Raw genomic sequence first — 16,765 nt, 5'->3', positions numbered from 1 at the left:
GCCAGGCCATGATCGCGACGGTGCGGGTGTTGATCCATATGGGCGGATTGCAGCGGTTGGCGCCGTTTTGGGTGGCGGGCGTTGTGCTGTTTGCGGTGAATTTCGGGTGGCTCGTTTGCGTGGCCTTGGCCTATGGGATCGTGCTGCAATTCTTCGTTGAATACGTCCTGCACCGCTTCGTCTATCATCGCGACCCGCCGGCGGAGCAGTCGCCGTTCAATGCGCTCTACCGGGCGCATATCGGGCACCATGAGTTTCCGAACAACCCGGAGTTTTTCACCGGCGGGGACGACTGGTTCGCGGTAAAATTCGGGGTGGGGGCTGTGGTGCTGCACACGTTGGTGTTGTGGCCGGTGCTTGGGCTGGCCGATGCGGCTGTGTTCGGGGCGGTGGCACTGTTCCTGGGCTCGGTTTCTGCGTTCACATTCTATGAATATTGCCACACGCTGGCGCATCTGAACGTGCCGAAGGGGTGGTTCGGGCGGAGGGTGACGCATGAGCATCTGCGGCATCACTTCAACGACCATGACAGCAATTACCATGTGAGTTTCGGGATGGGCTGGATCGATGCGCTGTTCGGGACGGTTTATGACCGGGACGTCGCGAAGGGGCGGTTCGATCGGGGGACGGTGATGAGCCTGGGGATGGACCCGGAGGATCTGCGGCTGGTGACGGCTCGGAAGGCCTATGGGTTGCCGGAGCGGGGTTCCGGGCGCTGAGCACCGACATTGACGGGCCTGGGTGCGGCGATCCTGACGGGTGCGGGTGGCAGTTTATGGTGGCCAGGTCATCGTGACGATTGAACGGAGCGCGTGGGGTGGCCAAATCGCCGGGCCCGGGGCAGGCCCGTCGATGGCGGGGCGGCTTCGCCGCTGTTAACCCGCTGGGCATCGGACAAAACCAAATGCTATTTGAATATGAACAGACACAAGGGCGCTGAAGCGTTTTGCTCAATTAGAGGCAGGTAAGGGGAGTATCCAGTGGACTGGGCAGAAGGAATTGACGCGCTTGAGCGATTTCAGTCGCTCGCAGTGGGTATTGTTGGGTTCGGCGGGGTAATTTTCACTTTATGGTTCAACGCAAAGAACGCCAGGCGTCTTCAGGAGCGTGAGAGAGACGCGAGGGCTTGTGCAGTCGCCGCATTAGTTCGAAGCGAGTTGGAGATTCTGTCCGGCGCCATGTTGTTAGCTTCTGATTTTCCAAAACCGGAGGATGGTGAATTCGTCAAATTTCCCGAATTGAAGATCAGATTTCTCCCAAACGTGGTCCAGGAACTGGGACTACTCGGGCCTGAGCTGTCACAAAAAGTAATGCTCGCATTTTTCGCTGCGGAAAACACTATGGCGAAGGTATCGCTTCTCGCTGATAACTTTGAAGATGGGTATCTGACAGTGTCATCGCAACACTTCGACGTCGTCTCGAAGATCTACGATGGACACGCAGACGCTATCAAGAAGGCCTTGGAAGCACTGGCGAGTTTGAATGCAGTGGGTAAGTAGCTAAGGCGTTGTGGACCACTCCTAGGTCATGCTACCAAGTAATTGTTTGGCCAGAACTCCTTCCCAACCACCCCTCCCCTTCCCAATCCCCCTCAACCCGTGTATGCCCCGCGCATCTGAGACGCGGTGCCCTGACCCCGGCACCCGCAAAGGACAGGGGTCGGCGGCAATGGGGCCGCCATATGGATGAGGGACGCGGCAGGGGCCGCGAGGGCCCTCGAATAGGAAACGCAGATGTTCAACATTGTGAAGAAAGAGATCCAGTGGGGCGAAGAGACGCTGACACTGGAAACGGGCCGTGTGGCCCGTCAGGCCGATGGGTCTGTGATTGCGACGCTGGGGGAGACCTCCGTCATGGCGAACGTGACGTTCGCGAAGCAACCGAAGCCGGGAATGGATTTCTTCCCGCTGACGGTTCACTACCAGGAAAAATACTACGCTGCGGGCAAGGTCCCCGGCGGCTTCTTCAAGCGGGAGGCCCGGCCGACCGAGAAGGAAACCCTGACCGCGCGTCTGATCGACCGTCCGATCCGCCCGCTGTTCGTCCCCGGCTTCAAGAACGAGACGCTGGTGATGTGCACGGTGCTGTCCCATGACCTCGTGAACGACCCGGACATGGTGGCGATGATCGCGGCCTCGGCTGCGCTGACGATTTCGGGCGCGCCGTTCCGTGGGCCGATCGCGGGCTGCCGAGTGGGCTTCGAGGATGGCGAGTATATCCTGAACCCGACGGTCGACGACATGCACGACCTGCGCAACAACCCCGAGCAGCGGCTCGACCTGGTTGTGGCGGGCACGAAAGACGCCGTGATGATGGTGGAATCGGAAGCCTATGAGCTGTCCGAGGCCGAAATGCTGGGGGCGGTGAAATTCGCCCATGAGAGCATCCAGCCGGTCATCGACCTGATCATCGACTTGGCCGAAGACGCCGCGAAAGAGCCGTTCGACTTCCAGGCGCCGGATTATTCGGAGCTCTACGAGACGATCCGCGCGGCGGGCGAAGACAAGATGCGCGAAGCCTATGCGATCACCGACAAGCTGGAGCGTCAGAACGCTGTGGCCGCGGTGAAAGAGGGCGTGAAGGAAGGCCTGTCCGAGGAGCAGTTGGAAGATCCGAACCTTTCGGCAGCCCTGAAGAAGCTGGAATCGACGGTTCTGCGCTCGGACGTGGTGAAGAACGGTCGCCGGATCGACGGCCGTGCGCTCGACGAAGTGCGGGACATCGTGTGCGAGACCAAGGTTCTGCCGCGGACCCACGGCTCGGCGCTGTTTACCCGGGGTGAGACGCAAGGTCTGGTTGTGACGACGCTCGGCACGGGCGACGATGAGCAGTTCATCGACGCGCTGCATGGCAACTTCAAATCCAACTTCCTGCTGCACTACAACTTCCCCCCCTATTCGGTGGGTGAAGCCGGTCGCGTGGGCCCTCCGGGGCGTCGTGAGATTGGGCATGGTAAGCTGGCATGGCGGGCCCTTCAGGCGGTTCTGCCGGCGGCGACGGACTTCCCCTACACCGTGCGGGTCGTGTCGGAGATCACCGAATCCAACGGCTCGTCGTCGATGGCGTCGGTCTGTGGCGGCTCGCTGTCGATGATGGACGCGGGTGTGCCGCTGAAGGCGCCGGTTGCCGGTGTGGCCATGGGCCTCGTGCTGGAAGAGGACGGCTCCTACGGCATCCTGACCGACATCCTGGGGGACGAAGACCACCTGGGCGACATGGACTTCAAAGTGGCGGGGACCGAAGCCGGTATCACGTCGCTGCAGATGGACATCAAGGTCGCCGGCATCACGCAGGAGATCATGGAAAAGGCCCTGGAGCAGGCGAAAGCCGGGCGTCTCCATATCCTGGGTGAGATGTCGAAGGCCGTGACCGAAGCCGGTGAATTCTCCGAACACGCGCCGCGCATCGAGACGATGCAGGTACCCACCGACAAGATCCGTGAAGTGATCGGGTCGGGCGGCAAGGTGATCCGCGAGATCGTGGAAGTGTCGGGCGCCAAGGTCGACATCAACGACGATGGGATCATCAAGATCGCCTCGCCCAATGGCGACAGCATCCAGAAGGCCTATGACATGATCCATTCGATCGTGGCGGAGCCGGAGGAAGGCAAGGTCTACAAGGGCAAAGTCGTGAAGATCGTCGATTTCGGCGCCTTCGTGAACTTCTTCGGCAAACGCGACGGCCTGGTCCACGTGTCCCAGATCGAAAACCGCCGCCTGAACCACCCTTCCGACGTCCTGACAGAGGGCCAGGAAGTGTGGGTCAAGCTGCTCGGCTTCGACGATCGCGGCAAGGTCCGGCTGGCCATGAAGATGGTCAACCAGGAGACCGGCGAAGAGATGGCGAAGGAAGACGCGGAATAAGCGGCTTGCTTTGAGAATGGAGAGGCCCCGGTGGAAACGCCGGGGCCTTTTGCGTTTGGCGATGACGAGGGGGAACACAACGGGCGCAAGCGAACTCACGGCGCGAAAAGCTGACATTGATGTCAGTTAGAATAGCTCAAATCGGACGTTTTTCAGCGTAAATGCTCGCAAACTGTGTAGCTGCCATTGCGATGAACGCAAGACGCCATTAATGAGATGGGCCGTGCATTACTTGAGGCGGTGCCCAGCTTTCTCAACTGCTTGCTCGTTGCTCAAAACGCGCATGATTCATGGCTCATACTCTCCCGGACACATGTAGCCGGGGCAAGCAATCCGCGGGCCATATCTGCACGACGCACAGCCGAATGGCGTGTTCGGGTCAGGCAAGTCCTTCATTCTTTTCATGAGGGATTTGTCTCTGTCGAAGGTGAACGAGATTGACTCAGCGGATAGCGGGATGCCTTTCGCTTCCAAATAACTGTCAATCAGTGCTGTTATAGTCTCGATTTCAGCGTCAATTTGCGAGAGCGCCACTCTTTGTTCCTCGGTCATCTCGCTGTCGGAAAGCTGCTTGTCCAGCTCAGGAAGTTTTTCCGTCAAAACTGGGTCTCCATAATTTACTCTTGTCACGGTGCACTCACAATGTGCACTTCGCGATTGCAGCGATCAAGAGCCCGCTTAGACCCGCAACGCGACTGTTCGGATGGAGTACGCAGACCTCATCTCAGGCCGCCTTCGCCTCGAATCGGGCGGGCAGGTCACACCGGTGGGCGGCCTCCTTCAACATCGCTTCCATGTCGCAATCGAGGCTCGCGGCCAATTGCTCGAAACTCTCGATCTCGAAATAGACGGGCTGCACGATGTCGATCCGGTAGGGCGTGCGCAGGACGGTCAGGAGGTCGAACGGCTCCACCATCGGGGTGCCGTGGACGACATTGGCCAATTCCCCGGGGCTGGAGATGATGCCCGCCCCGAAGGCCTTGAGCGCCCCGCCTTCGCGGATCACGCCGAATTCGACCGTGAACCAGAACAAGCGGAACAGGCGTTCGGACCACTCGTCGCCCAGATCAAGGGCAAGCGCGCCGAATTGCTCCATGAAGCGGCAGAAGGCGTCGTTGGTCAGCATCGGGCAATGGCCGAAACACTCGTGGAAGATGTCCGGTTCCTCGATGTAATCGAAATGCTCGCGCCGCCGGATGAAAGTGGCCATCGGGAACTTGCGGTTCTTCAGGAGGGTGGAGAACTCGTCTTGCGGGATCAGGGCATCCACGGCTTTCACGCCCGCGCCGCTAATGCGGGCAAGGCGGGCGTCGATATCTCGCACCTGAGGCACGTCCGTGCCGTCCATGGCCAGTTTATCCAGCCCCTCCAGATAGGCCCGGCAGGCGTGGTCCCGCAGAACGGGGATCTGTTGCGCGTAGAGGTCGCGCCAGACGGCACGCTCCTCCGCCGTGTAGGCGATCAGCCCGTCGGGGCCGGGGATCTTGGAGGCGTAATCGGTGGACAGCGGCATGTTGGACGCTCCTGTATCGGAATTGGTGTGACGATACCGAACGCGCCGGAAAGGTGTTTCCGGATTGGCCCGCCTGCGCTTGAATTTTGGGAAGAATTGCCGGAATATAGCGCCATGGCGAAATTTTCTGACCAAGAGCGGCGCTTACTTCGGGAAATCCAACGCGATGCGTCCCTGTCCCTTGCCGCACTGGCGGAGAGATGCGGGATGGCGCAAAGCACGCTCTGGCGCAAGGTACAGGAGTTTGAGGCGGCGGGGCTGATCCGGGGGCGCGTGGCGCTGCTGGATCCGGCGCGGGCCGGTTGCAAGCTGACCGTGCTGGCCGCCGTGAGCCTGAGGGACCACAAGGAGGAGACGGTGGCGGGGTTCGCGCAGCTGATCCATCGCCACGGGGAAGTGGTGGAATGCTTCGCGACGTCGGGGGCGATGGATTACTGGCTGAAGATCCGGGTGGCGGATGTCGAAGCCTACGAGGCGTTCATGACCCACAGCTTGCTGCGATCGCCCCATGTCCGGGAACTGCACAGCACCTTCGTGTTGAAGGAATTGAAGGCAACAACCGAGCTGCCATTGCCGTGATCCGGGCGCCCGACTGCGACAAATGGTAAGAATCCCGGAACCGAGGCTTCATTTGCCGGGTTTCCTTACCAACTTGTGATTGGAATCGCGGGGGCGGGGACTTGTCCACAGGTCCCCTGCCATCCCACAATGACACAAGTGATTCTTAACGACCGACACTGTAGGACGAACAAAATGCTGACCCGTCGCCATTTCATCATTACGACCACCACGCTGTTTTCCGGCGCGCTGGCGATGCCCGCGCTGGCACAGGATGCCGTGGGTTTGGATCTGGATGACACGATCGAACAGGCCACGGCGGACGGCCCCAACCCCTGGGGTCTGCACCCGCGCTTCATGCCGCAGCGCGTCGCGCATAATGCGGGCCTGACGCCCGGGGATATCCATGTCGACCCGACCGCGCGCTACCTCTATCACATCGGCAATGACGGCACCGCGATGCGCTACGGCGTGGCCGTGGGTCGCGCGGGCCTTTACCAGCCCGGCCGATTCCGCATCCAGCGTGTCGCCGAATGGCCGTCCTGGACGCCGACCGCCAACATGATCGCGCGGGAGCCGCATATCTACGCGCAATATGCCGGTGGTGTGCCCGGTGGCCCCGACAACCCGTTGGGCGCGCGCGCGCTGTACCTCTATGCCGGGGGCCGGGACACGTATCTGCGCATCCACGGCACGCCGCAGCCATGGTCCATCGGAACCTCCGCGTCCTCGGGCTGTGTGCGCCTGGTCAACGACCATGTGATCCAGCTGGCCGAGAACGTGACGACCGGCAGCCGCGCGATCCTGCACAGCTGATCCGGCGAACCCCTCAGACTGCAAAAGCCCCGACCGACTGGCCGGGGCTTTTTGTTGTGACGGGCGGATGAACCCGACGGTCCTTGTTCAGGACGGCAGTTTCGCCATGCGCAGGTAGGGCAGCTTGGTGTCGATGGAGCCGTATTTGGCGATCGCGTCTTCGTCGGACACGGCCACGGGCACCACGACATCCTCACCCGGCACCCAATTGGCGGGGGTGGCGACGTTTTCCTTGGCCGCTGTCTGCAACCCGTCGAGCGCGCGCAGAACCTCGGCGAAGTTGCGGCCCACATTCATCGGATAGGTCATGGTCAGCTTCAGCTTCTTGTCCGGCCCGATGATGAAGACCGACCGCACGGTGGCGGTATCGTTGGGGGTGCGGTTTTCCGGCAGCGCGGTTTCCGCGGGCAGCATGTCGAACGCCTCCGAAATCGCGAGGTCGGTGTCGGCGGCGATGGGGAAGCCCGCCTTGGCGCCGCCCACGGCCTCGATATCGCCCTTCCACTTCTTGTGATCTTCCACGCCATCGACCGACACGCCAAGCACCTTGGTGCCGCGCGCGGCCCATTCATCGGCCAGCTGCGCCACGGCGCCGAATTCCGTCGTGCAGACGGGGGTGAAGTCCTTGGGATGGGAGAACAGGATCATCCAGCCGTCGCCGACATAATCGTGCAGGCTGATCGTGCCCTGATCGGTTTCCACCGTGAGGTTCGGGATTTCGTCGTTGATGCGCAGGGCCATGGGACGCTCCTTTCATGGGTCGGTTCGTTGCGGCACAACATAGGCGGCGGCCTGGCGGACGGGAAGGCGTAATGCGTGGATAAGGCCGGGCGGTCCAGCGGGCATACGCGGGGCGGAACGCGCATTCGCGATGCGGGCGGTCGGGAAAGACGAGACGTCTTGCAGAAGTCCCGCGCCCCTGTCACGGTCCCGCGCGAAACGGAACGGGAGGCCGCCATGGGCAACGCAAAGAACTTCTACATCAACGGCGCGTGGGTCGCCCCAGCCGCCGCGCGCGACTTCGACGTGATCGAACCGTCAACCGAAGATGTGTGCGAAACGATCTCCCTCGGGGATCAGGCCGATACCGATGCGGCGGTCGCTGCCGCGAAGGACGCCTTCAAGACCTGGGGCCACAGCGACCCGGCGGAGCGTATCGCGCTGACGGAGAAGATCCTGGAGGTCTATAACGCGCGCGCCGAGGAGATGGCCCAGGCGATCAGCAAGGAGATGGGCGCACCGCTTGACCTCGCAAGGGCGCAGCAGGTGGGCGCGGGCTCATGGCACCTCGAAGGGTTCCTCCGCGCCGCAAGGGATTTCGTCTGGGATCATCCCCTGGGCGATTGGGCCCCGACCGAGCGCACGGTCTATGAGCCCGTGGGAGTTTGCGCGCTGATCACGCCGTGGAACTGGCCGATGAACCAGATCGTCCTGAAGGTGATCCCGGCGCTTCTGTCGGGCTGCACGATGGTGCTGAAACCGTCCGAAATCGCGCCGCTGTCGGGCCTGTTGTTCAGTGAATTCATGGACGAAGCAGGCGTACCCGCGGGCGTCTACAACATGGTCAACGGCGACGGGCCGGGTGTGGGCAGCCAGCTGTCGGCCCACGAGGACGTCGACATGGTGAGCTTCACCGGATCGACGCGGGCCGGGCGACTGATTTCAAAGGCCGGGGCGGAGACGATCAAGCGCGTGTCACTGGAGCTGGGTGGCAAAGGCGCGAATATCATCTTCGCGGATGCCGACGAGAAGGCGGTCAAGCAAGGTGTGATCCGCTGCTTCCGCAACACCGGCCAATCCTGCAACGCGCCCACAAGGATGTTGGTGGAGCGCTCACGCTACGATCAGGCGGTTGAGCAGGCGGCGGAAACGGCGGCCAAGGTCACCGTCGGCCCCGCCAGCGAAGAAGGCCGCCATATCGGCCCTGCGGTGTCCGAGGTGCAGTTCAACAAGATCCAGGACCTGATCCAGGCGGGCATCGACGAAGGTGCGCGCCTTCTGGCCGGGGGAACGGGGCGACCCGAGAACCTGAACCGGGGCTACTATATCCGGCCAACCGTGTTCGCCGATGTCACGCCAGACATGACGATCTATCGCGAGGAAATCTTCGGGCCCGTCCTGTCGATCATGCCGTTTGACGACGAGGATCACGCGGTGGCGATTGCCAATGACACCGATTACGGCCTGACGAATTACGTGCAGACCGGAGACCAGGAGAAGCTGCGCCGTGTGGCGCGGCGGCTGCGGTCGGGGATGGTCGAGGGCAACGGGCAGGGCTTCGGCCAGGGCTCTCCCTTCGGGGGGTACAAGCAGTCGGGCAATGGCCGCGAGGGCGGGCGGTTCGGCCTGCATGAGTTCCTGGAGACGAAGGCGGTGTCCGGCTGGGGCTGAGCCGCGGTTCGGTCCTGGGGTCGCTGATTGGTTCGGTGGGTCAGTCAGGTCGCGACTGGGCGGAGGTCGGGCGACGCTCGGCTTGCGCCATCGCCCCGCCCACCCTCCCGTAATGGGTCCATCGCGTATGACACTGCGTGTGATGTCCGTCGGATGCCTCCGGCGGGGATATTTTTGGCACATGGAAGACGAAAGGCGCAGGTCTGGGGTGTCGGCGTAACGGGTCTTGGAGAGGGGCAAGGGTGATCACACGGTGTGCGTTATGGGTTTGGCTTGCATGCATGACGGCTGCGTCCGGTGCCGCGGCCCAGACGGTAGAGCTGTCGTCCCGCACATTCTGGCTGGGAGAGGTGCCAAGAGAGGTGGAGGATGACCCGCCGTTTTTTGCCCCGCAGCGCATCGCATGGTTGAACGCGATCATCGAAGAGGACCCGATCCTGCGTGAAACGGTCTTCCATGTGGACATGGTGCCGTTGTCGATCCCGGTTTCCGATACGATCCCGGTTTCGGTCAGGATTGCGGATCGGCGCGACGATGTTCTGTTGAGCCGGGAGCAGGTGCCGGAGCACATGTACCTTGAAGGCTTTGACATCTACGGACCGTCGAACGGGTCCCTGGCGCGGCTTGAGTACTTCCCATCGGACCCATCGGCGGGATTTCGGGTTGGGTGTACTCAGAACGAGGACATGCTCTCCGTGAGCTTGTGCGTCGTGCGGGCGACCTATCCGCCGGATGATCTGATCTGGCTCAAGGCGCGGCTCTACTTCCCGGAGAATCCGGCGGATCGACCCGACTTCTTCCACCGGGTGGCGGAGCGGATGCGGGAGTTTGCCTATTGCCTGGACGTGACGGAGACGCCGTCGAATCCACGGGAGGACAATCCGGCGCTGACCGGATGTGACTGGGAGGTCTCGTCTTAGCCTACGCCACCCCTAAAACGGCACCGGCGCGCGGAAGGTCATGCCGATGCCGCCGTCGGGGTGGCGAAGCTTGAGGCTTTCGGCGTGGAGCATCAGGCGGGGAAAGTCGCGCGCCGCGCCCGTGGCATAGAACGGATCACCCAGGATCGGATGGCCGATTTCACGCATATGGACGCGGAGTTGGTGGGAGCGGCCGGTTTTCGGGAAAAGGCGCATCCGCGTGGTGCCCTCCTCGATGCGCATCCGCCGCCAATCGGTTTCCGCCGGTTTGCCCGTCTCTAAGTTCACGTGTTGCAGGGGGCGGTTCGGCCAGTCGACGATGAGCGGCAGGTCGATATGCCCCTCTTTCTCCGAGACCTCTCCCCAGACGCGCGCAACGTAGGCTTTCTTCGTTTGGCGCTTCTCGAATTGCAGCCCGAGATGGCGTTGGGCATGGGGCGTGCGGGCAAAGACCATGACGCCGGATGTGTCCATGTCGAGGCGATGGACCAGAAGCGCCTCGGGGAATGCCTCCTGCAGGCGCGCGATCAGGCAATCGGCCAGGTGATCTCCCTTGCCGGGCACCGACAGAAGGCCCGCGGGCTTGTTCACGAGGATCAGTTCGTGGTCTTCGTGAAGGATGTCGAGTTGGGTCTGTGGCGGGTTGTAGACGAAATTGTCCGGCATCGCGGGGTCAGAGCGCGATGTTGATGGCCAGCATGGCGAGCAGGACGAGAGTCAGCCAGACCAGCGTGTTCCGCTCCTGCCGGTCCGCGTCGTTCGACCACCAATGGCGCAGTTGTGCCGAAAAGCCGTGGGCCTGATCCGCGTCCCGGCGGCGCAATTTCGACCAGACGGAATAGGCCATAAACGCCCAGGCGATGAAGACGAGCACTTCGAGGATGAAGCGGATTGTGGCTCCGGTGGTCATTCGGGGCGGTCCTTCCAGAGTTGCCATGCGGACCAAAGGGCGGAGCCTCCGAAAAAGGCCGCGCCGATGATCGCAATCTCAAGCGACGCGATACCACCTATTCCGTTGCGCGCATAGGCCAGGGTCAGCAGCGTGAGACCGGCCAGGCTGATGGCCAGACGCAGCTTGTGTTCGCCCCGGCCCGGGCCGAAGCGGCTCATGGGGCGACGGTCCCGGTACGCGAAACGCCGCGCGATTGGCGCGGCGTTCGGGGCAGGGGGCGCGGTGGGCGCAATCAGATACCGATGAAGGGTTGCGCAATACGGGGCAGAAGGCCCTGGAATTTCAGGCGCGCATCGGTCGCGATCAGGCAGATGCAATCTTCCCCCGGTTCGGCGACGGGCGTGTGGTTGACCTGGTCGTCGGCCACTTCCAGATCGCCGCGGGCGAAGATGCCGTCCTCGTCCCGGAACGCACCTTTGAGAACCAGCGTCATCTCCGTCCCGTTGTGGCTGTGGGCGGGCATGGAGCCGCCGGCGGGGATACGCAGAAGGCGCGCGGTCCCGTGCTCGTCGGAATGGACAACGCATTGCCGCACACCGCGCCCGATATAGCGCCAGCGCACGGCCTCCTCATCGCCGCCGACGGCGTTCTGGAGCGGGGCCGGGAAGGTGCCGGGCTTGGGCGGATTGCGCGGGGTGGGGGGCTTGCCGCCGATCAGCGCCATGGTGCGTTCAAGGCTGTCCTCGGCGATCTCGGCTTGCTCAAGCTCCTCCAAGACGGCGCCGCCGATCGCCTCGAAGCTTTCAAGCCGGGCGCGCGCATCGTCGTTCAGGGAGACATGGGTGGCTACGACGAGGTCGAACGCTTGGGGAAGCGCGCCTGTCGCGTAACCCATCAAAAGGTCATCGGGGACGTGGTGTTTGATATCGGTCATTTTTTCGGTCTGGTCGTTTTGTCTGTCAGCTCATGGAGTGGCGCAGCCGGTCCAGCGCCAACCTAATCCGGGATTTGATCGTGCCAAGGGGCAGACCAGTCTCCGCCGCGATCTCCGCATGGGTGAGATCGCCGAAATAGGCGCGTTGAATCAGCATGCGCTGTTTTTCCGGCAGCTTGGCGATAGCCTGGACGAGCCGGGTCGAATCCTGTTGCAATGCAATGACATCCGCCTGGTCGGGCGCGGCTTCCGGACCCCAGGGAAGCTCCTCGGGGTCGGGCCTGGCGTAGCGGCGCAAGAGGTCGATCTTGCGATTCCGCGCAATGGTAAAGATCCACGTGGCCGCAGAGGCCCGGGACGGATCATACATATGCGCTTTGTGCCAAAGGGTGGCCATGACGTCCTGCATACATTCTTCAGCGAGGCTTTCATCGGCCCCGGACTTCATCAGGAACGCCTTCACCCGAGGGGCGAAATGCCGAAAGATTTCGGCAAAGGCTTTCCTGTCTTGGTCCTGCGCAACGGCCGCTATTCTTGCGATCCACTGCGCCTCTGTGTTGTCGTGTGCCGTCACGGTCTTCCCACGCATGTCACGGTGAACGTCCCGAGGCCCGCCAAGGGCCCCGATCGGTACACCATAGGTTGCTTCAGCGTGGTCGTTCGCGATCAGCATACAAGGTATACGGATCAGTTCCTAGGTTGGATCACATTAATCTATCCGGTGAAAAGCTTTCATTTACAGGGATTAAGCAAAGTAATTCTTTGATCTGCGCGCGGTTGCACCACGTATCCCTTTCAAGCACTGATGCAGGCGACCAAGGGGAAGATATGCCGTTCGAGACAATGCAAACCGCGCCGAAGAAGATCGCGATCATCGGCGCAGGGATATCCGGCATGGCCGCGGCCTATCACCTGTCCCCGGACCACCACGTCACCCTGATCGAGGCGGAGGGGCGATTGGGCGGCCATGCAAGGACGATCGTTGCGGGCAAGAACGGGGATCAGCCGGTCGATACCGGGTTCATCGTGTTCAACCACGTCAATTATCCCAACCTCGTGCGCCTGTTCAAGGAACTGGACGTGCCCACGGCCAAATCCGACATGTCCTTCGCCGCCTCCATCGACGGGGGGCGGATCGAGTACGGGCTGCGCAATCTGCGCGCGTTGTTCGCGCAGCCGCGCAACATAGCGCGCCCCGGTTACCTGCGGATGATCCGCGACCTTCTGCGCTTCAACGCGGAGGCGGAGGCCTTGGCGACCGACAGCACCATCACGCTGGGTGCGTTGATGGACCAGATGCAGATGGGTCCGTGGTTCCGCGACTACTACCTGACGCCGATTTCCGGCGCGATCTGGTCCACCCCGAAAGAGGAGATCATGGATTTCCCCGCCCAGGCGCTGGTCCGGTTCTTCCGAAACCACAATCTGATGCAATCGACCGGTCAGCACCAATGGTACACGGTGCAGGGCGGGTCCATCGAATATGTCACCCGACTGGAGCGGGCGATGCGCACACGGGGCGTGGACATCCGCATGGGTCGCGGTGCGCAAGCGGTGCGGCGCACCCCCATCGGGGTCGAGGTCCAACAAGAGGGCCATTGGGAGCATTTCGACGAGGTGATCTTCGCCACCCATTCCGATGTAACCCTGTCGCTTCTGGCCGATCCGACGCCCGCGGAACAGGCCGCCCTGTCTGCCGTGCGGTACCAGCCCAACAGCGCAATCCTTCACGCTGATGCCCGCGCGATGCCCCGGCGCCGCGCGACGTGGTCAAGCTGGAATTACACCGAGCGGAAGGGCCATGAAGGCGGGCCGATCGACCTGACTTACTGGATGAATTGCCTGCAACCGATCCCGGAAAGCGACCCGCTTTTCGTGACGCTCAACAGCCGCGCGCCGATTGACGACAAGCTGGTCTACGACGTGGCGGAGTTCAGTCACCCGGTCTACGACCTTGCCGCACTGGCCGCGCAATCCACGATCCGGGGCCTGAACGGCGACAACGCCACATGGTTCTGCGGCGCGTGGATGAAGAACGGGTTTCACGAGGACGGCTATGCAAGCGCGATGGATGTCGTGCAGGGCCTGAAGGAAAAGGATCGGAGCGTGCTGGCCGCATGAGCGAGGGGATCGACCATATCGCGGGACAAACGCTCCACACCAGGCGCGGACCGGTGGAGAATGCGTTTCGCTATGGCATCGACTACGTGATGCTCGATGCGGAGGGCGGCGCGCGCGGCCCGTTCGGGTTCGGACGCAACCGCGCGGGCTTCTTCTCGCTCTGGGATCGGGACCATGGCGGCCCCCCGAAACAGGGTCAGGGCGCGCCTTGGGCCAGGGCGGCGCTGGCGGCCCACGGACTGGGCGATGTGACCGACGGCAAGCTGATGCTTCTGGCGCAGCCGCGGGTCCTGGGCCATGTCTTCAACCCGGTCTCCTTCTGGCTGGCCCATGACAGGCAGGGGCGGCTGCGGGCCGTGATTTCGGAAGTGTCCAACACGTTCGGGGACCGGCATTCCTACCTCTGCGCCCACCACGACCACCGCCCGATCAAGCGCGAAGATACGTTGACGGCGCAGAAAATCTTCCACGTCTCCCCCTTCCAGCCGATCGAGGGGGGGTATGCGTTCCGCTTCGACATCCGTCCGGACCGCGTGGGCATCTGGATCGACTTTTCCACCGGCAATGAGGGCGTCTATGCGACCCTGACCGGCCCGCGTGCGGAGCTCACGACGGGCTCCATCCTGCGCGCGGCCCTGCGCCGTCCCTTCGGATCGCGGCGGGTGTTGAGCCTGATCCATTGGCAGGCGCTGAAGCTCTGGTGGAAGGGCGCGCGTTACCGCGTCCGGCCCGAACCGCCGACGGAGGAGATCTCGCGGTGACATCCGCGATGCTGCCGTCCCGTCCCGCCTATGCCGTTTTCGCCGCCACGCTCGCCTGCGCGGGGCTGCCGATCTACATCCACGCGCCGAAATTCTACGTCGACAGCTATGGCGTCGGCCTGACGGCGCTGGCCGGTGTCCTTTTCGTGCTGCGGCTGTTCGATTTCGTGCAGGACCCGGTGCTGGGATGGGTCGCCAGCCGCACCCGGGCCGCACGGGGGATGGCGGTGGCTTTGGCGGGTACGATCATGGCGCTTTCGATGGTGGGCCTGTTCGCCGTTACCCCGCCGATGCCCCCGCTGATCTGGTTCACGGTGATGATGATCGGCCTCTTCTCCGCCTTCTCGTTCCTGACGATCTGCATGTATGCCGAAGGTGTGGGCGCGGCACAGCGTCTGGGCGCGGGGGGGCATCTGAGCCTCGCCGCCTGGCGGGAGACGGGCGCGCTTCTCGGGGTGTGCGTGGCTTCCATCGCGCCCTTCGCCCTGGGCTTCACCGGCGCGCCGTTCGCATCCTTCGCCTTGGGGTTCGCGGTGCTGGTCGGGGCGGCGCTGTGGCTGATGCGCGCGGAATGGGGCGGGGGCCGGGTGGAGGCGGGCGCGGGGTTCGGCCCGGTCCTGGCCGATCCGTTGGCGCGCCGCCTGCTTCTGATCGCGCTTCTGAATGCGGCGCCCGTCGCCGTCACCTCCACCCTCTTCCTGTTCTATGTCGAAACCGCGTTGCAGGCGCCGGGATGGGAAGGGGCGTACCTGATCGGGTTCTTCCTGATGGCCGCAGCTTCGGCCCCCGTCTGGACGCGGCTGGCGCGGCGCTTCGGCAGCCGCCCGATGCTGTTTGCGGCGATGACGCTGGCCGTTGCGGGCTTCGTCACCGTGCTGGCGCTTGGCCCCGGCGATCTGTGGGCCTTCGCCGCCGTGTGCATCGTGACGGGCTTCGCGCTGGGGGCGGATTTCGCGCTGCTTCCGGCGGCGTTTGCGGCACGGATGGAACAAATCGCGCCCGATGCGAGTTCCGGTTTCGGGTTGTGGGCCTTCGTGTCCAAGGCCACGTTGGCGCTTGCGGCGATCGCACTGCTGCCGGCGCTGGATGCGGCGGGGTTCAATAATGATGGCGGACCGACGCCCATGTCGGTGGATGTGCTGATTTACCTCTATGCGGGCCTGCCTTGCGCCCTAAAACTTCTGGCAATGGCCCTTTTGGCAGTGACGGAGCTGCCGCGACCAATTGGAAAGGAACGATGATGCGGGACTGGAGCGGGAAAAAGTATTGGCTGGTGGGCGCGTCCGAGGGCCTTGGCCGCAGCCTCGCCCACATCATGAGCCGGTCGGGCGTGGAGCTGGTGCTGTCGGCACGCTCCACCGACCGGCTGGAGGAATTGGCCGCTGAGCTTCCCGGCGCGTCGAGCATCGTTCCCGTCGACATCTCCGACCGCAACTCGGTGGAGGATGCAGCGGCGGAGATCGGGGCCGTGGACGGCATGGTCTTCCTTGCCGGGGTCTACTCGCCGATGAAGGCGCAGGATTGGGACGCCGACAAGGTGGAGCAGATGTTCGATATCAACCTGACCGGTGCCGCGCGCGTCGTCGGGCAGGTAATCGGCAAGATGGTGGAGGCCGACAAGGGCCATATCGTGCTGATCGGGTCGCTGTCGGCCTATCGCGGCCTGCCCGGTGCCATCGGGTATTCCGCGTCGAAGGCCGGCCTGATGGCATTGGCCGAGTCCATGCACGGCGATCTGAAAGCCACGGGCGTGGAGGTGCAGATCGCCAATCCCGGCTTCATCAAGACCCGCCTGACCGAGCAGAACGATTTCGACATGCCCTTCATCATGGAGCCCGACGCCGCCGCGCAGGAAGTGTTCGAGCACATGAATGACGACAGTTTCCACAAGGCGTTTCCGTTCGGCTTCGGCCTCGTCTTCCGCTTGTCGCGGTTCCTTCCCACGTCGATCTACGAATGGCTGTTCTTCCGTCGCTGACTTGATCCCGGTCAAGGC

The 16,765-nt window shown here is 63.0% G+C and carries 19 protein-coding genes; 11 read left to right on the top strand and 8 right to left on the bottom strand.

What is annotated here, in order from left to right; translation table 11 throughout:
• Nucleotides 1–8: 8 nt before the first annotated feature.
• The 3 genes from KUW62_RS15245 to pnp all read left to right on the top strand — a co-directional run bounded on the left by KUW62_RS15245 (nt 9) and on the right by pnp (nt 3,863).
• Complete coding sequence (locus tag KUW62_RS15245) at nt 9–719, top strand: sterol desaturase family protein (RefSeq protein ID WP_224816314.1); 711 nt, start codon at nt 9–11, stop codon at nt 717–719.
• A 261-nt stretch (nt 720–980) separates the two neighbouring features.
• Nucleotides 981–1,499, top strand: coding sequence for a hypothetical protein (locus KUW62_RS15240; RefSeq protein ID WP_224816313.1), 519 nt, complete (start codon nt 981–983; stop codon nt 1,497–1,499).
• 234 nt (nt 1,500–1,733) lie between these two features.
• Complete coding sequence (pnp, locus tag KUW62_RS15235) at nt 1,734–3,863, top strand: polyribonucleotide nucleotidyltransferase (protein ID WP_224816312.1); 2,130 nt, start codon at nt 1,734–1,736, stop codon at nt 3,861–3,863.
• A 288-nt stretch (nt 3,864–4,151) separates the two neighbouring features.
• Here the strand turns inward: pnp and KUW62_RS15230 are convergent, their stop codons facing one another.
• A complete protein-coding gene (locus KUW62_RS15230; RefSeq protein ID WP_224816311.1) occupies nt 4,152–4,463 on the bottom strand; it encodes a hypothetical protein in 312 nt (103 codons plus the stop codon).
• Nucleotides 4,464–4,587: 124 nt separating this feature from the next.
• A complete protein-coding gene (locus tag KUW62_RS15225; protein ID WP_224816310.1) occupies nt 4,588–5,376 on the bottom strand; it encodes a phenylalanine 4-monooxygenase in 789 nt (262 codons plus the stop codon).
• Nucleotides 5,377–5,490: 114 nt separating this feature from the next.
• On the opposite strand from KUW62_RS15225, the gene KUW62_RS15220 reads away from it, so the two are divergent.
• Nucleotides 5,491–5,955, top strand: coding sequence for an Lrp/AsnC family transcriptional regulator (locus tag KUW62_RS15220; protein WP_224816309.1), 465 nt, complete (start codon nt 5,491–5,493; stop codon nt 5,953–5,955).
• A gap of 174 nt (nt 5,956–6,129) precedes the next feature.
• Nucleotides 6,130–6,750, top strand: a complete 621-nt coding sequence (locus KUW62_RS15215) for a L,D-transpeptidase (RefSeq protein ID WP_224816308.1) — start codon at nt 6,130–6,132, stop codon at nt 6,748–6,750.
• Between the two features lie 87 nt (nt 6,751–6,837).
• Here the strand turns inward: KUW62_RS15215 and KUW62_RS15210 are convergent, their stop codons facing one another.
• Nucleotides 6,838–7,491, bottom strand: coding sequence for a peroxiredoxin (locus KUW62_RS15210; protein ID WP_224816307.1), 654 nt, complete (start codon nt 7,489–7,491; stop codon nt 6,838–6,840).
• Between the two features lie 216 nt (nt 7,492–7,707).
• Here KUW62_RS15210 and KUW62_RS15205 point away from each other — a divergent pair, with 216 nt between their 5' ends.
• Nucleotides 7,708–9,141: an aldehyde dehydrogenase family protein gene (locus KUW62_RS15205; protein WP_224816306.1), complete on the top strand. Its 1,434-nt coding sequence runs from the start codon at nt 7,708–7,710 to the stop codon at nt 9,139–9,141.
• Nucleotides 9,142–9,422: 281 nt separating this feature from the next.
• Complete coding sequence (locus tag KUW62_RS15200) at nt 9,423–10,061, top strand: hypothetical protein (protein WP_224816305.1); 639 nt, start codon at nt 9,423–9,425, stop codon at nt 10,059–10,061.
• 12 nt (nt 10,062–10,073) lie between these two features.
• Here the strand turns inward: KUW62_RS15200 and KUW62_RS15195 are convergent, their stop codons facing one another.
• From KUW62_RS15195 to KUW62_RS15175, 5 genes are all read right to left on the bottom strand, one after another.
• Nucleotides 10,074–10,727: an RluA family pseudouridine synthase gene (locus tag KUW62_RS15195; RefSeq protein WP_224816304.1), complete on the bottom strand. Its 654-nt coding sequence runs from the start codon at nt 10,725–10,727 to the stop codon at nt 10,074–10,076.
• A gap of 7 nt (nt 10,728–10,734) precedes the next feature.
• Complete coding sequence (locus tag KUW62_RS15190; RefSeq protein WP_224816303.1) at nt 10,735–10,971, bottom strand: hypothetical protein; 237 nt, start codon at nt 10,969–10,971, stop codon at nt 10,735–10,737.
• The gene (locus KUW62_RS15185) at nt 10,968–11,171 is read right to left on the bottom strand and encodes a hypothetical protein (protein ID WP_224816302.1); all 204 of its coding nucleotides are present in this window, start codon (nt 11,169–11,171) and stop codon (nt 10,968–10,970) included. Before KUW62_RS15185 ends, KUW62_RS15190 begins: the two co-directional genes overlap by 4 nt.
• Nucleotides 11,172–11,245: 74 nt before the next feature.
• Complete coding sequence (locus KUW62_RS15180; protein WP_224816301.1) at nt 11,246–11,887, bottom strand: ChrR family anti-sigma-E factor; 642 nt, start codon at nt 11,885–11,887, stop codon at nt 11,246–11,248.
• A 25-nt stretch (nt 11,888–11,912) separates the two neighbouring features.
• Nucleotides 11,913–12,476: a sigma-70 family RNA polymerase sigma factor gene (locus tag KUW62_RS15175; RefSeq protein ID WP_224816300.1), complete on the bottom strand. Its 564-nt coding sequence runs from the start codon at nt 12,474–12,476 to the stop codon at nt 11,913–11,915.
• A gap of 239 nt (nt 12,477–12,715) precedes the next feature.
• Here KUW62_RS15175 and KUW62_RS15170 point away from each other — a divergent pair, with 239 nt between their 5' ends.
• The 4 genes from KUW62_RS15170 to KUW62_RS15155 are packed head-to-tail and all read left to right on the top strand — an operon-like array spanning nt 12,716 to nt 16,747.
• On the top strand, nt 12,716–14,008 hold the full coding sequence (locus tag KUW62_RS15170) for an NAD(P)/FAD-dependent oxidoreductase (RefSeq protein WP_224816299.1): 1,293 nt from the start codon (nt 12,716–12,718) through the stop codon (nt 14,006–14,008).
• Nucleotides 14,005–14,769: a DUF1365 domain-containing protein gene (locus KUW62_RS15165; RefSeq protein WP_224816298.1), complete on the top strand. Its 765-nt coding sequence runs from the start codon at nt 14,005–14,007 to the stop codon at nt 14,767–14,769. Before KUW62_RS15170 ends, KUW62_RS15165 begins: the two co-directional genes overlap by 4 nt.
• Before the next feature lie 8 nt (nt 14,770–14,777).
• Entirely contained in the window at nt 14,778–16,010 is a 1,233-nt protein-coding gene (locus tag KUW62_RS15160; protein ID WP_224817130.1) for an MFS transporter, read from the top strand.
• Nucleotides 16,010–16,747: an SDR family oxidoreductase gene (locus KUW62_RS15155; RefSeq protein WP_224816297.1), complete on the top strand. Its 738-nt coding sequence runs from the start codon at nt 16,010–16,012 to the stop codon at nt 16,745–16,747. The genes KUW62_RS15160 and KUW62_RS15155 overlap by 1 nt, the downstream gene beginning before the upstream one ends.
• Nucleotides 16,748–16,765: the final 18 nt, after the last annotated feature.

This window comes from Hasllibacter sp. MH4015 (assembly GCF_020177575.1).
Taxonomy (GTDB): Bacteria; Pseudomonadota; Alphaproteobacteria; order Rhodobacterales; family Rhodobacteraceae; genus Gymnodinialimonas.
The sequence above is the reverse complement of the archived record's forward strand: the minus strand, read 5'-3'. Positions and strand labels throughout refer to the sequence as shown.